Below are 13,994 nucleotides of genomic sequence, written 5' to 3' on the forward strand. Positions count from 1 at the left end.
ACATTATAAATTTGTTGGGTTTCAATTTTATTAGCTGTTTCTCAATCTGCTCTGTTTCAATGTAGGAGGAATGGAAAGATGAACGCGCTGTTCGCATTTATGGTGCTGTTTGCAAATTGGTATTACATACCTAAAGATTCACCGGCAGTTCCTGTTAAAGTGGAAAGCATTGACCTAAAACTAAAAAGTGATGAACTGGCTATGACATTTTTTTCTTTATCCGATGGCGAATCTGCTTTAATTCATCATGGGAATGGCGAAAAAATCCTAATTAACACGGGTGGGAAAGGAACAGAGGGAGAATTAAAAAAGCTCCTTGAATTATATGGCGTTAATCAGATTTCAGCAGTCATCCTGACAGATGAGGAATTATATAATAAGGCAAGCCTTAGATGGCTGATCAAGAACTTCGGGGTAAGGGAAATTATAGCGAGTGAACCAGCAGTTTCAGAGCTGCAGGCTGAGAAAGGAATAAGTAATCTTGATTTTCATTCCTGGAAGCAGAATACAAAGCAGCAGCTTTTTCCGGAATTTCACGCTGATGTTCTATACGAAGGCAGTGATCAGGGAGAAGGGATGGATATTTCCTTTACATTTGAAAGACATCGGATATTGTTTATGAACTCGACAAGCGCAAAAGCCAATGATGTTCTCATGGGAAAAGACTTATCGAATGTGAACATGGTTAAACTGCCTGCATTTGGAAGGGATGGCTCTATATCAGAAGACATGATTAAACACCTTGATCCCCAGATCGGTATTCTTTTTTATAGAAAGTCCATAAAACATGATACAGATCTGTTCAGACTGTTAAATGATGCCTGGGTTGATGTATATTATACAAGGAAGCATGGAACCATCACCATTAAATTTACCGACGTTAATTATGAGCTATTTACGATTTTCCAGGGTGAAAAGTTCAAATAAGAGAAATTAACCTTCACGGAATATTCACAGGGAATATTTTGTGGAGGCGATTATTTTTTCTGCTCACTAAGTGCGGCTTTAGCCATTTTCATCCCGGCAGGAAATGAAAAAGCTGCGCTTATGGCGCAGCATGACGTGGTGGACCAGAAGAAAATTTATTATGTTTTATTACCAGTTTAATCATTTCTGCTGTTATACTGTTACTGAGATTTATTTCTTTGTAAAATTAGTTTAACCTTAACGGTTGGGTATATAAGTTACAAATATTGTAGAGGCTGAGGAGGAATTCCAGAATGGAAAGTAAAATAGAGGTTTTATCTACGGTGAAGATCCAGCAAAGCCCTGATCTGTATAAAATTGTTGATGCCTTGAACAGGACACTAAAAGAGAAAGATTTGATGTTCGGTTTGGCGCTTGATCAGGAAGACCAAAATAAAGCGATTTTTACGATTTATCGTACATAGAAGAGTGATTGAGACATGAAAAAAGCAATATGGAGTATCATTATTCTGCTTGTTATCAGTATTGGAGCAGGTTCTTTAATATATTTTAATAGTATGAAGCCCGTCAAAGCCGCTGAATCAAAGGCCGTAGAACGTGCTAAACAAGAAACGGATCTTGCTGAAACTGAGGATTTCAGTTTATATCATGGCACTGAGACCTGCTATGTAATTGAAGGCAAAGATCATGATGGGACAAGCATATATGTTTGGGTTCCCGAAAAAAAAGGGAAAATTGTTACGCTGAAGCAATCTGAAGGAATTTCCAAAAGTGAAGCCATCAACAGACTTAAGCATGAGAAAAATTCTGCTGAGATCGTGTCTGTCCGGCTGGGGATGGAGAAAAATATTCCATTATGGGAAATTCATTACCGTTCCGGCAATAATTTAATAAATTATTATTATATAGATTTTAAGACAGGGGAATGGCTGAAAAAAATTGAAAACCTGTAGTCTTAGGCAATCGCCGACGCAATGCAGGAGAACTCGGGAGGAAACAAGCAATGGAGATTCAACTGGCACAAAGAGTAAAAGCATTGACACCATCAACAACTCTGGCAATTACTGCTAAAGCTAAGGAGCTAAAAGCCCAGGGACATGATGTTATCGGGCTGGGAGCAGGCGAGCCGGATTTTAATACACCACAGCATATCATTGATGCTGCCGTGAAATCCATGAATGAAGGGCATACAAAATATACACCTTCAGCAGGTCTTCCAGCATTAAAAAAAGAAATTGCAAACAAGTTTAAAAAAGATCAGGGACTTGATTACGACGCTTCAGAAATTATTGTTACCAATGGAGCAAAGCATGGCTTATATACATTGTTCCAGGTATTGCTCAATGAAGGCGATGAAGTCATTATCCCGATTCCTTATTGGGTAAGCTATCCTGAACAGGTTAAACTCGCAGGCGGTGTTCCTGTATATGCAGAGGGAAAAGAGGAAAATGACTTTAAAATCACACCTGAACAGCTGGAAAAAAGCATAACTGATAAAACCAAGGCTGTCATTATCAACTCTCCAAGCAACCCGACAGGCATGCTTTATTCTGCGGAGGAATTAAAGGAGCTGGGAGAGGTATGTTTAAAGCATAATGTTCTGATCATTTCTGATGAGATTTATGAAAAACTCGTATATGGCGGCCATAAGCATACTTCGATTGCTGAGCTTTCACCTGAGCTTAAGGAACAGACCGTAATTATTAACGGGGTCTCCAAATCTCATTCTATGACAGGCTGGAGAATTGGATATGCTGCAGGCAATAAAAGCATTATCAAAGCTATGACCAACCTTGCAAGCCACAGTACATCAAATCCGACAACAACAGCACAATATGGTTCAATCGCTGCATATGCCGGGTCTCAGGATAAGCTTGAAGAAATGCGTGAAGCATTTGAACATCGATTAAATGTAATCTATGATAAATTAATCAGCATTCCAGGCTTTACATGTGTAAAGCCTCAGGGAGCATTTTATCTGTTTCCCAATGTAAAAAAGGCAGCAGAAATGACGGGATTCGCGAGTGTCGATGAATTTGTTGAGTCGCTTCTGGAGGATGCAATGGTCGCAGTCATTCCTGGATCTGGCTTTGGCGCTCCGGATAATATCCGTTTATCCTATGCAACTTCTCTTGAATTATTAGAGAAGGCAGTGGAACGGATGCACGGATTTGTTGAAAGGAATTTAAAATAATAGTGAAGCGGGGAGAGCCGGATTGCATCCGGCTTCCTTCTATGTTTTCCGCCTGAGTAGAGCGTTTTAATATTTACTGTTATTGCTTGTCAATGTGCTTGAAGGTATAATATATAGCGATACATAAGAAGTGATTGCTTAGATTTTTTTGGAGGGAACATAATTGATAAAAACTACAATTTCTCAAGTTCATAAATATGTTGATCAGGAAGTTACCATAGGTGCCTGGATTGCAAACAAGCGTTCAAGCGGAAAGATTGCATTTTTGCAGCTGCGCGATGGAACTGGATTCATTCAAGGTGTAGTGGTGAAAGCGGAAGTGCCGGAGGAGATCTTCCAGGGGGCAAAATCAGTCACTCAGGAATCCTCAGTATATGTGACCGGCAGAATTCAAAAGGACGAGCGTTCTCCTTTCGGATTTGAGATGCTTGTAACAGGACTTGAAATTATTCATCAGGCTGTGGATTATCCTATAACGCCAAAAGAACATGGAACTGAATTCCTAATGGATAATCGCCACTTATGGCTGCGCTCCCGCCGTCAGCATGCAGTCATGAAAATCAGAAATGAAATTATCCGGGCAACTTATGAGTTTTTCAATGAGCAAGGTTTTTCGAAGGTAGATCCGCCAATTCTGACGGGCAGCGCACCGGAAGGCACGTCAGAGCTGTTTGCGACAAAGTACTTTGATGAAGATGCTTATCTTTCCCAAAGCGGCCAGCTTTATATGGAAGCAGCTGCTATGGCTCTTGGAAAAGTATTTTCATTCGGGCCGACTTTCCGTGCTGAAAAATCTAAAACCCGCCGTCATTTAATCGAGTTTTGGATGATCGAACCTGAAATGGCTTTCTGCGAATTTGATGAAAACTTAAAGGTTCAGGAAGAATATGTTGCTCATATTGTTCAGTCTGTACTTAAGAACTGTTCAATTGAGCTTAAAACACTTGGCCGTAATACAGAGAAGCTGGAGAAAATTACGGCTCCATTCCCTCGCATAACATATGATGAAGCAGTTAAGTTTCTTCAGGAAAAAGGCTTCAATGACATTCAGTGGGGAGACGACTTTGGAGCGCCGCATGAGACAGCAATTGCAGAAAGCTACGATAAGCCTGTCTTTATCACACACTATCCTACTTCACTGAAGCCTTTCTATATGCAGCCGGATCCGTCAAGAGAAGATGTTGTACTATGTGCTGACTTGATTGCACCTGAAGGGTATGGTGAAATCATCGGCGGCTCTGAGCGGATACATGATTATGATCTGCTAAAACAGCGCATCGAAGAACATAAACTGGATTTGGATGCTTACAAGTGGTATCTGGAACTTCGCCAATATGGTTCAGTGCCTCATTCCGGATTTGGTCTGGGACTTGAAAGAACAGTTGCCTGGATCAGCGGTGTCGAGCATGTACGTGAAACAATTCCGTTCCCTCGTTTATTAAACCGACTATATCCATAATGAAAATGAATAAATAAAGCAAAAATCCGCCTTTCGCGGATTTTTTGCTTCTTCCAGTTTCGTTAGAACATTCAGAAGAAGGCAGTCAAGCCAAATGTTAATGGAAAAGTTACCGTTTTTTCAACACACTTTGGTCACTGTGTTCATGATATACTGAAAAGGAGGTGTCCCGAATGTCTAAAAATAGTTTATTAAAATGGCTTCAGGAAGGAAATATTTCAATACCTGGAGTCCTTCTGTCACAGTATAAAGAAATGAATTTGAATGAGCATGAACTCGTCCTAATACTTCATGTAATTTCCTATATTGAACATGGGAATGAATTTCCCACCCCTGTAGAATTATCTTCCCGCATGACCATTTCTGTGGCTGAGTGTACGGAAATGCTAAGAAAATTAATCCAAAAAGGCTTTATTGATATTAAGGACAGCTACTCTGCCGATGGAATCAGATTTGAAAGTTACCATCTTGATCCGCTTTGGGAAAAGCTCATTGATCAGTTTCTGCTGAGCGGTAAAAAAGAGGAAGCTGCTAAGATGCATCAGGAGGAGACAGATCTTTATACCTGCTTTGAAAGGGAGTTTGGCAGGCCGCTTTCTCCTTTTGAATGTGAGACACTTGCTCTTTGGATGGATGATGATCACCATGATCCCCATATTATAAAAGCAGCCTTGAGAGAATCTGTCATGTCCGGTAAACTGAACTTCAGATATATAGACAGGATTCTTTTTGAATGGAAAAAGAACGGAATAAAAACGATTGAACAGGCTAAAAGCTATGGGAAAAAATTCAGGCAGAACCAGCCACAGCAGAGGACAAAAAGGGAGGATGCTCCCTCACAGACAACGAAATCTATTCCCTTTTATAATTGGCTTGAGCAGTAAGCAGACACTGCTGCCCGAAAAAAATGAAGATAGTAAGTGGTGATTTCTTTGTTAAATAAAACACAAATTAGACACTGCCTTGATGCAATGGGAGAAATGTTCCCGGAAGCACATTGCGAATTGAATCATTCCAACCCGTTTGAACTGGTCATAGCAGTGGCCCTGTCAGCACAATGTACTGATGCACTGGTTAACAAAGTGACAAGAAACCTGTTCCAAAAGTACAAAACTCCCCAGGATTACCTGGATGTTTCTATAGAGGAATTGCAGGAGGATATCCGCTCCATTGGTCTTTATCGAAACAAAGCTAAGAATATACAAAAGCTATGCAGATTGCTCCTCGATGAATATGAAGGGGAAGTGCCGCGTGACAGAGACGAGCTGACAAAGCTTCCCGGAGTAGGCCGTAAAACGGCTAATGTCGTTGTCTCTGTGGCTTTTGATGTGCCTGCCATTGCGGTTGATACTCACGTGGAACGGGTCAGCAAAAGGCTTGGTTTCTGTCGATGGAAGGACTCTGTATTGGAAGTTGAAAAGGCATTGATGAAGAAAGTGCCGATGGATGAATGGTCAATTACACATCATCGTATGATCTTTTTTGGAAGATACCACTGTAAGGCACAGAATCCTCAATGTGAGATCTGTCCGCTGCTCGATTTATGCCGGGAAGGCAAAAAACGAATGAAGGTGAAGCAGGCAAAATGACCGGAGAAATTGTCATTCCTGTTAAAGAACAATTATGTCATTCCCTATATTATAAAAAGGGTGATTCATTGGCTGTAAAAGTAGAATACCTTTTCACTTTTCAGCCTCTGCCGCCCTTTTTATATGAAGCGGCTTATTATGCGGGGATTCCTGCGTTAAGACCCTGGGAAAACAGTGCTGAATATATTCCGGCTTTGATTGATGAGTGGGCGGGACAGAAGCAGCTTCTGGGGATGCACTTCACAAACCGGAACCAGAAAGCTGCCATAGTTCCGATGAAAGTATCTTTAGGAGTATTTTTACAGCTGCTGTATTGGACAAACAGCAAGCCGGTAAGCCTTCAGGCAGATCACGGAGAATTGCCAATCAAGCCAGTGAATCTTAAAGAACGGCTGGATTTCATTACTGCACGTCCAGCGTTTTATCATTCTTACATACAGCTCTCTGAACTAATCACTGAAACGGAAAAGCAATGTATGAAGATGATGGCATTGGAACAAATGAAGAAAAAGCGCCTTAAATGATAGGCGCTTTTTTCTATAGCTATCAGTTTCATATGGAACGCGCATAGATTTCGACACGCACTAAAGGAATGAAAGCGCTACAAACCCTAGAATCGCCGACCATGCCACGCCAAACCCAAAGTCCAGCATTCAAGTGTATCAGTACTTTTGGACACAGAAAATGAGCTGACTCATCACTGAGCCAGCTCTTTATTTCTATTTGATTATGTGCCAGATCCATTTCAGGAGCCGCTCGAGCCTTGAGTGCCGCTGCCAGTGCCGTTTCCGTCAGTGTCAGTGCCTCCAGCACCCGTTCCGGTTTCTTCTCCGGTATCGCCATCACCGGTACCGTCACCTTCACCGCCACCATCACCGTTTTCTTCACCATCTCCGGAACCATTTCCGGAGCCTTCACCATTTCCATTTTCATTTCCATTTTCATTTCCATTTCCAGAACCGTCGCCATCCTGGTTTCCGTCCTGGCCATCTTCACCATTTTGCCCTTCCTGGCCTTCCTGTTCTTCTTCGCCAGTTCCATCCTGCTCTTCACCTTCAGTTTCATCTTCTTCGATGATGCTTGAGTCAGGAACTTGTACTTTTACAGAAGCAGGGTCACTTTGCTGATCACCTTTAAATGCTGTTACTTTAAAGGTATACACAGCTCCTGGCTGAGGGTTGGCAATTTTTAAGCCTTTATCCGCAGTAACGCTAAGCTGCTGATCTCCGCCTTCATTTACGGATACAGTTACTTCAAATTGTGTGCCTTCTGCGTCTTCAGGGTAATTCCACGATAATGAGATCTCATTTGCCTCCTGGTCAAAGTTCGCTGACAGGCCAGAAGGGGAGTCCAGTTTATCAAATTTCTGTGACACTTGTGTAGGAGCATTGCCCTTTACAGCATACTCATAAATGATTTGTTCCTTAGGCGTGAACTGGCTTGCCAATTTGGCAGGATTGCTGCCTTTCTCAATGGCTACCTTCTCTACAGAGTTCGGTACCTTGAAATCTTCTGTTTCCTTTCCTTCTGATACATGCGCCATTAAGCTGCTGAAAAGCTTTTGCGCAATTTTTTGCTCATCGCCTGCCGGTATATAACTTTTTCTATCCTGATAGCCAGTCCAGACAGCTGCTGTATAGTTAGTTGTATAGCCAGCGAACCAGGCATCAGGCACGGAGCCTTGAGGTATACCATATGTTTGTTCTTCGTCAGCGGTGTAGTTTGTAGTTCCTGTTTTTCCTGCTACAGGCAAGCCTGGAACATCAGCCAGACGGCCAGTTCCGTAAGAGGATTTAACAGCACTTTTGAGCATGTCACTGATCATAAATGCTGTATAGTCCTTCATGACTACTTCAGATTCAGGTTTTAAATCAAGCTTCGTGCCGTCACGCATTTCAATTTGCTTGATGGCATGCGGTTCAGTGTAGAAGCCATTGTTTCCAAATGCACTGTATGCACCGGCTACCTGAAGAGAAGAAACCTCAAAAGCGCCGATAGAATAGGACTCATACATCTCTTCCATTGGTATTCCTAATTTTTTGGTGAATTCCAATGATTTATCTGTTCCAACTTCCTGAAGTGTTTTTAAAGCCGGAATGTTGCGTGAGCGGGCAAGGGCCTCGCGCATTGACATAGGGCCCATATGTTTTCCATCCCAGTTATTGATTTTTGTGCCTCCGGAATATGTGTGAGGCTCATCAACAATGGTCTGGTAAGTTCCCCATTTTAGATATTCGATTGCTGGTCCGTAATCGACAATTGGTTTAAAGGTCGAACCGGCATGTCTTTTTTGGTCCACGGCAAAGTTAAAGCCGCGTTTTACTTCCTGATTGCGTCCTCCGCCGATTGCTCTGATTTCCCCCGTTTTTGTATCAAGAAGGGTAATTCCCGCCTGAAACTTCTCATCAGGATAGGCTACTGCTGCATCCGTATTTAAAATGTTTTCAACATGCTTTTGTGCATCCGGATCCAGAGTCGTATAAATTTTCAGCCCATCGGAATATGGATTAAGATCCGGGTATTTTTTTTCAACTTCATCCAAAACAACATCGATGAAAGAATCATATTTAGATTCATTTGTTTCTCTATTTTCTTCAGCCACAAGGGTAGATTCCACAGGAACCTTTTTCGCTGCTTCCATTTCTTCTTTTGAAATGAAACCATGCTGATTCATCAAGGAAAGAACAATATTTCTCCGTTTCTCCGCTTTGTCAGGATGCTTAAACGGATTATAATTGTTAGGGCTTTGCGGCATGCCAGCTAAGAGGGCAGCTTCATGGAGCTCCAGCTCGCTAAGTTCCTTGCCAAAGAAGATTTTTGATGCCGTTAAAACACCATGCCCTTCAGACATATAAATCTTGTTCACATACATTTCGAAGATTTCCTGTTTTGTATACTTGCGTTCAAGCTGGAAGGCAAGCCAGGCTTCCTGGGCCTTTCTGCTAAGGGTTTTTTCATTATTCAGGAAGGAGTTTTTTACTACCTGCTGAGTAATCGTACTTGCCCCTTCAGAACCAAATCCTCGGGTAACGTTGGCAATTACTGCTCCGCCCAATCGAATTAAGTCCATTCCGTTATGTTTGTAAAAGCGGACATCCTCAGTTGCCAAAAAGGCTTCTTCCACAAGTTTTGGTATATCTTCATAAGCGACGTAATCACGGTTTTCCGAGCCTACATCAGTAATGAATTCGCCCTCCATATCGTAGATCTGAGAAGATATTGGATCTTTAAGCAATTTTTCATCAAGTTTAGGTGTATCTTTCACCATAAAAGCAAAAGCGCCTGCTCCTAAAATCATTCCAGCAATACCAAGGGCAATCAATATAAGGAAAATGCGTTTAAAAGTGCCTGAACCTTTTTTCTTACCCTTATTTTTAGGCTTCGATTGCTGTCTTCGGCGCTCCTCCCTTGTCTGATATTTTTCTGTCATATCTATGTTCATCCTTTCTGACAATGGAACTTTAAATTAATTATTTAAGGGTATAAAGATAATCTATTATCTTAATATAGTCAATTCTGGGCTGAAATCCAAGCGGAATGTAATGACCATTCTTTTCAATTTCATCCTTGGTGATTGACTTTCTTCCCCCACTCTTCATCCTCTCCCAGTATGTGAGTAAATGAAGGGCCTCTAACAGGTAAACCTCTTCGGTAGCCGAGAAGCGGAGGAGAACAAAGCAAATTCCTTGCTGGGCTAATACTTGCTCCATGTGTTTTACCTGGTGCTCATGAAAATTCTTTAAAGGGAAGGAGGTTGTATTCTGGGTTTCTTTTGCTTCAAAATCAATATATCTTCCTTTATAGACACCGTTATAATCAGTTGTTGATGCTTGTTTGAAATATGCTTCTTTAATGACTGCTGCACTTCTTTTTGGATAATCGACCTGTACAATTTGAACAGGAGTGGGCTTTTTATGAATAGTTGCTATTCCATGTTCCAAATAGAATTCATTGGTTTCATTTATATCTTCCTCCAGTGTCATTCCGCGATTGCTGTATGTCCATTTCTTCTCTGGAGTTAGTTTTTTGGCACTATTAGCAGGCGGGGTATATCTCCTGCCATTTGGATAGTGGAAATTCATGCATTCACCTCGTTTTCAGCTACTCCCTATGATAACAAAAGTAAGCGTGATTTGGTTGAATAAAAAGTTCTAAATAACAAAGTATATAGGAAACTCCAGTTAAGTATTATTCCGGTTTTACCTAAATGCCTGCAGGCCAAATTATAGAACATTCATTTTATGAGGTGAATTGCGGTGTTTCTTTCTGGGAAATTTCTGTACAGTCATGAAAAAAAGGAACAGGCAATAAAGGATCATATTATGAAAATGACAGCAAAATATAACCTGGACAATATCTCCAGAACGGAAGCTTATTTTCAGTTTTATCAAAAACATCCTGAAATACGCTGGGCATTCCTGGCCTCCATGGTGTCCCGAAATGCCGGCTGGAATATGTGCGATCTTGAAGGGAGCTGTTTTCCTAAATTAATAGGAAAGAAATTCAGGGATATGCTTTATATAACATATGAAAGGGCTAATTGGCTGATTTTTCAAGATGCATTTCCCCAGCTGCTTCTCTATCATTATTCGACGAAACTAAATAGGCCAATGTTTCACTTATTAAAAACTTTTCATGTATCGGCGTTTATGGGGCAGGAGTGGCTTCATTTCTGGAGAAACAGAAATAAAAAGAGATTAATGATTTCACTGATTATCAACGAACAAAATGTCATCCAAGAGCCTGTAATGGAGCATTCTATTTATAAAAATAAAGTTTTTCATACATTGCTCTTTTCCTTTCAGGATTATCTTCATTTTAGTTCTGTCATCTTCCCTACCTGTAAAGGGGAATTATACGGTGCGAGTGTTAATGGTTTCCGCTCGGTCTCTAAAAGAATTGACCTTGGAAAAAGGCTGGCAGAAATATTATTTGACACAAATTATTATGAGGACGTGTATGAATTTGCATCACGCACAATTCATACTGGGTCAAGGTATGATTATGAGAAATACTTTAAGGGAAAAAAACGGAGAACTACCCCTTTCTTACGCTGTACATACCCGATAATCACTCATCACATACATCAATTTCCTGATTGGTCTGTCAATAAACGCATAAAAAGGAAATGGGCATCAGAATCGGTTGTCATTAAACATCCCGTCCATATTACAAAATGGTATTTGCATAAACAGGACCAGCTTCAAACTGCTGCCAAGCTGGGAAAAATATTTCGCTCCATTTGTTAGGAGAAAATAAATGCAAAAAAAAGCAAGGGATCCCTTGCTTTTTCATGTTATGTTGAAGGGCGGTCAGGACCTTCAAGCTTCTTATTGCCATAGCCAGTTTTTGTTTCTTCCAGCTTTTTGGGCTGTACATTATTTTGTTTTTCTTGTTTTCTTGCCATAACATAACACCTCCGTTCATTAGTTTGTTCAATGATGTTATTTTCATTCTTCGGAGGCTGTCGAAACCTTGCCGCTGCCATGCAAATAAGTACTTTCTTTGGCGAATCCCTTCTAGTTTTGTCATGCATGAAGGATACCTTAGGGGAAAATAGAATTTATGTAGGCACAAAGCAAATTTTCACTGTATCCTTCATTATTCATGGCAGAAAGCAAGGAGAAAATGAAATCGGGAGGTTTTTTGAATGCAGGGAAAAACGGTAGAAAAAGAAGAATTGCTGGCCATGCTTTCAGACATATACGATCAGCTTGAAGAGCTTGAAAATGTACTGGAGTCTAATTTGTCTGGACTCCGCCAGGATTGGTATTATGAACAGTCAGAAAATATAGAGGCTTGTGAAAGCAGGCTGGAAGCAATCGAAGAAGATATGACGGTAATCATGTCTGAGGCAGAAAATATAGAAAGTGCAAAAAGATCAGCACGCATGAAGCTTGAACTCGGTTTCTAAGTGGATTAGAATAGCAGTATCCTTCAGCAGCTAAATTGATTGGCTGCTTTTATTTTAAGGCTGTTTTTCCAGAAGTTAGTTGCTTTTTCATAACCTAGTTTAATTTGCTGAGTTGATCTTCGCTGTGGGCACCTGATCCTCGAAGATGCTGACGCATTCCTCCCCGCGGGTTCGCTGCAATCAACGGGCAGAATTCATAAACAAAAAAACAATCGTTTAGAAAAAAGACTATTTTTAATAAAGTGTATAAACTGAAGGTAGATAACTATTTAGCTTCAGGCGCCTTCCGCTTATCTAAATGGAGTTGATTCCCGTGGTACAAGAAAATTCCCTGCTGCGTATGACAGAAATGCTGCTTGAATATGTGGAGATCTCAGACAGCAGGTATAAAAAGGTTAAGGAGACAGGCAAGAAGGGTGATTTTTATAATGAAGTCAAACCTTTTGCTGATGAGGTTAAATCCATAAATGACAGATGGAAAGAAGAAGCCCGGAAGTGGATTAGCATCCATAAACCGCGGAATCTATATTCTCAGCAAATCGATTCTGCTGCTGAACATATTGAAATGGTTTCCATTCAGTCGTTTTTTCCTGACGCAAGCAGAACCAGATTTATTAATTATGTTAATTCAGCCGTGTATGTATTAAAGCAGCTGATAATATTACTAAGAGAAGAAAAAAAGGGAACCTGAACGAGGTTCCCTTTTTTCATTGAATACTATGCATTTACTGAATACTGGAGGGTGTTATCTTTGTAGCTTTCCGGAACGGCCGCTCCTTGAGCTTCAAGCTCACGAACGAGATTTCGATAATCTGTACTGGAAATTTCATTATGGATATAGGCTTTTTTTGCAAAATCCAATAATTCATTAACATTTTCAGGAGTATACTCCCGCAGCTGATGAAACTTCTTTTGTAGTTCGTGAACATTCATGATATTGCCTCCTCTAAAAATAGATTCGCGGAGAAATTTCTTCCCCGCATTCAGGTAAATGAAAATAGCGGACAAGAAACAATTTGTTTTTTATATCCTAACATATAATTTTATTTTTCATCGTTTTTAAAAAAATCAAACTTCCGACATTATTCTTCATAGTTAGACAAAGGTGGGAAGCGCTTCCTTTTTTGCCCCTATTTAACTTCTTTCACGTTCTGGGCATTTCATTCATATATTATATTGGTGATAATAAGGAGGGAATTGCCTGATATTATTGCTAATATACTTATCTTTTTGAATGGGGAGGATGTTTGCCCATGTTTGGCCGAGTAATGAATAAAACGAGTCATGTGCAGCCATACGGCCATTTAAACCCAAATGTATACGTTCATCCATTTTATATGGGGACCAATGACCAATATTATATGAGGCAGCAGCCAGTGCAGAATTATAACCATGCTGCCGGACAGTATAATTCTTATTATTCGCCATTTAATATGGAGTACCAGCACCCGCAGCAATTGGCAGGAATGCAGCAAAGTTATCCGCATCAGGCCTATCCGCAGCAACATTTTGATCCTGCATATTACTCACATACAGGTTCAAAGAATGCAGGAATATTTCAAAACCCGTTAGAATCTGAAGATTATTATGGACATCAGCCAAGCAAGCCGGCTGCTCCGCAAATGCCATATATGAATCCATACCCAAAGCAATCCTTCATCCAAAAACAGCCATCCGGCGTGCAAAGCATTATGAATTCATTTAAAGCCCAGGATGGCTCGCTTGATATCAACAAAATGGTGGACACAGCAGGACAGATGATGTCTGCGGTCACACAGGTATCATCTATGGTTAAAGGGATTGGCGGAATATTCAAATCTTAAGTGATCAAGGCCGGATTGGCCTTTTTTTTATGCTTTGAAAAAATCAGACTTGAAAAAAGATTAAATATATTTAAAAATAGAATAGCCG

15 protein-coding genes are annotated in these 13,994 nt (G+C 40.6%); 12 read left to right on the forward strand and 3 right to left on the reverse strand.

What is annotated here, in order from left to right:
* Nucleotides 1–78 precede the first annotated feature (78 nt).
* The 8 genes from NSQ49_RS20180 to NSQ49_RS20215 all read left to right on the forward strand — a co-directional run bounded on the left by NSQ49_RS20180 (nucleotide 79) and on the right by NSQ49_RS20215 (nucleotide 6,693).
* Complete coding sequence (locus tag NSQ49_RS20180; RefSeq protein ID WP_251283628.1) at nucleotides 79–927, forward strand: ATP-dependent DNA helicase; 849 nt, start codon at nucleotides 79–81, stop codon at nucleotides 925–927.
* Between the two features lie 293 nt (nucleotides 928–1,220).
* A complete protein-coding gene (locus tag NSQ49_RS20185; protein WP_009332715.1) occupies nucleotides 1,221–1,391 on the forward strand; it encodes a YpmA family protein in 171 nt (56 codons plus the stop codon).
* 15 nt (nucleotides 1,392–1,406) lie between these two features.
* Complete coding sequence (locus NSQ49_RS20190; protein ID WP_159864267.1) at nucleotides 1,407–1,880, forward strand: cell wall elongation regulator TseB-like domain-containing protein; 474 nt, start codon at nucleotides 1,407–1,409, stop codon at nucleotides 1,878–1,880.
* A 56-nt stretch (nucleotides 1,881–1,936) separates the two neighbouring features.
* Entirely contained in the window at nucleotides 1,937–3,121 is a 1,185-nt protein-coding gene (locus tag NSQ49_RS20195) for an aminotransferase class I/II-fold pyridoxal phosphate-dependent enzyme (RefSeq protein WP_201306529.1), read from the forward strand.
* Between the two features lie 166 nt (nucleotides 3,122–3,287).
* A complete protein-coding gene (gene asnS / locus NSQ49_RS20200) occupies nucleotides 3,288–4,580 on the forward strand; it encodes an asparagine--tRNA ligase (RefSeq protein WP_159864438.1) in 1,293 nt (430 codons plus the stop codon).
* A 173-nt stretch (nucleotides 4,581–4,753) separates the two neighbouring features.
* Nucleotides 4,754–5,464, forward strand: a complete 711-nt coding sequence (locus NSQ49_RS20205) for a DnaD domain-containing protein (protein WP_159864261.1) — start codon at nucleotides 4,754–4,756, stop codon at nucleotides 5,462–5,464.
* A gap of 48 nt (nucleotides 5,465–5,512) precedes the next feature.
* Complete coding sequence (gene nth / locus NSQ49_RS20210; protein WP_159864258.1) at nucleotides 5,513–6,169, forward strand: endonuclease III; 657 nt, start codon at nucleotides 5,513–5,515, stop codon at nucleotides 6,167–6,169.
* Nucleotides 6,166–6,693 (forward strand): YpoC family protein, encoded by a 528-nt coding sequence (locus NSQ49_RS20215; protein WP_251283627.1) that lies wholly within the window; start codon nucleotides 6,166–6,168, stop codon nucleotides 6,691–6,693. The genes nth and NSQ49_RS20215 overlap by 4 nt, the downstream gene beginning before the upstream one ends.
* A 221-nt stretch (nucleotides 6,694–6,914) precedes the next feature.
* Here the strand turns inward: NSQ49_RS20215 and NSQ49_RS20220 are convergent, their stop codons facing one another.
* Both NSQ49_RS20220 and recU read right to left on the reverse strand, forming a co-directional pair.
* A complete protein-coding gene (locus NSQ49_RS20220) occupies nucleotides 6,915–9,599 on the reverse strand; it encodes a PBP1A family penicillin-binding protein (protein WP_251283626.1) in 2,685 nt (894 codons plus the stop codon).
* 40 nt (nucleotides 9,600–9,639) lie between these two features.
* Nucleotides 9,640–10,251 (reverse strand): Holliday junction resolvase RecU, encoded by a 612-nt coding sequence (recU, locus tag NSQ49_RS20225; RefSeq protein WP_159864249.1) that lies wholly within the window; start codon nucleotides 10,249–10,251, stop codon nucleotides 9,640–9,642.
* 174 nt (nucleotides 10,252–10,425) lie between these two features.
* On the opposite strand from recU, the gene NSQ49_RS20230 reads away from it, so the two are divergent.
* The 3 genes from NSQ49_RS20230 (at nucleotide 10,426) to NSQ49_RS20240 (ending at nucleotide 12,774) form a co-directional block, all read left to right on the forward strand.
* Nucleotides 10,426–11,418, forward strand: coding sequence for a DUF2515 domain-containing protein (locus tag NSQ49_RS20230; protein ID WP_159864246.1), 993 nt, complete (start codon nucleotides 10,426–10,428; stop codon nucleotides 11,416–11,418).
* Nucleotides 11,419–11,819: 401 nt separating this feature from the next.
* Nucleotides 11,820–12,083, forward strand: a complete 264-nt coding sequence (locus NSQ49_RS20235) for a hypothetical protein (protein ID WP_159864243.1) — start codon at nucleotides 11,820–11,822, stop codon at nucleotides 12,081–12,083.
* Between the two features lie 313 nt (nucleotides 12,084–12,396).
* The gene (locus NSQ49_RS20240) at nucleotides 12,397–12,774 is read left to right on the forward strand and encodes a YppE family protein (RefSeq protein WP_251283624.1); all 378 of its coding nucleotides are present in this window, start codon (nucleotides 12,397–12,399) and stop codon (nucleotides 12,772–12,774) included.
* 26 nt (nucleotides 12,775–12,800) lie between these two features.
* Here the strand turns inward: NSQ49_RS20240 and NSQ49_RS20245 are convergent, their stop codons facing one another.
* Nucleotides 12,801–13,016 (reverse strand): YppF family protein, encoded by a 216-nt coding sequence (locus NSQ49_RS20245; RefSeq protein WP_251283623.1) that lies wholly within the window; start codon nucleotides 13,014–13,016, stop codon nucleotides 12,801–12,803.
* Nucleotides 13,017–13,336: 320 nt separating this feature from the next.
* Here NSQ49_RS20245 and NSQ49_RS20250 point away from each other — a divergent pair, with 320 nt between their 5' ends.
* On the forward strand, nucleotides 13,337–13,906 hold the full coding sequence (locus NSQ49_RS20250) for a YppG family protein (protein WP_159864234.1): 570 nt from the start codon (nucleotides 13,337–13,339) through the stop codon (nucleotides 13,904–13,906).
* Nucleotides 13,907–13,994 lie beyond the last annotated feature (88 nt).

It is taken from the genome of Cytobacillus sp. FSL R5-0377 (assembly GCF_038004385.1).
Classification (GTDB): domain Bacteria; phylum Bacillota; class Bacilli; order Bacillales; family Cytobacillaceae; genus Cytobacillus.

What these genes read in the sequence shown, in the direction of transcription:
- NSQ49_RS20250 (WP_159864234.1), top strand. Translation starts at nt 13,337, where the DNA reads ATGTTTGGCCGAGTAATGAATAAAACGAGTCATGTGCAGCCATACGGC.
- NSQ49_RS20220 (WP_251283626.1), bottom strand. Translation starts at nt 9,599, where the DNA reads ATGACAGAAAAATATCAGACAAGGGAGGAGCGCCGAAGACAGCAATCG.
- NSQ49_RS20245 (WP_251283623.1), bottom strand. Translation starts at nt 13,016, where the DNA reads ATGAATGTTCACGAACTACAAAAGAAGTTTCATCAGCTGCGGGAGTAT.
- recU (WP_159864249.1), bottom strand. Translation starts at nt 10,251, where the DNA reads ATGAATTTCCACTATCCAAATGGCAGGAGATATACCCCGCCTGCTAAT.
- NSQ49_RS20215 (WP_251283627.1), top strand. Translation starts at nt 6,166, where the DNA reads ATGACCGGAGAAATTGTCATTCCTGTTAAAGAACAATTATGTCATTCC.
- NSQ49_RS20190 (WP_159864267.1), top strand. Translation starts at nt 1,407, where the DNA reads ATGAAAAAAGCAATATGGAGTATCATTATTCTGCTTGTTATCAGTATT.
- NSQ49_RS20185 (WP_009332715.1), top strand. Translation starts at nt 1,221, where the DNA reads ATGGAAAGTAAAATAGAGGTTTTATCTACGGTGAAGATCCAGCAAAGC.
- NSQ49_RS20180 (WP_251283628.1), top strand. Translation starts at nt 79, where the DNA reads ATGAACGCGCTGTTCGCATTTATGGTGCTGTTTGCAAATTGGTATTAC.
- NSQ49_RS20235 (WP_159864243.1), top strand. Translation starts at nt 11,820, where the DNA reads ATGCAGGGAAAAACGGTAGAAAAAGAAGAATTGCTGGCCATGCTTTCA.
- NSQ49_RS20205 (WP_159864261.1), top strand. Translation starts at nt 4,754, where the DNA reads ATGTCTAAAAATAGTTTATTAAAATGGCTTCAGGAAGGAAATATTTCA.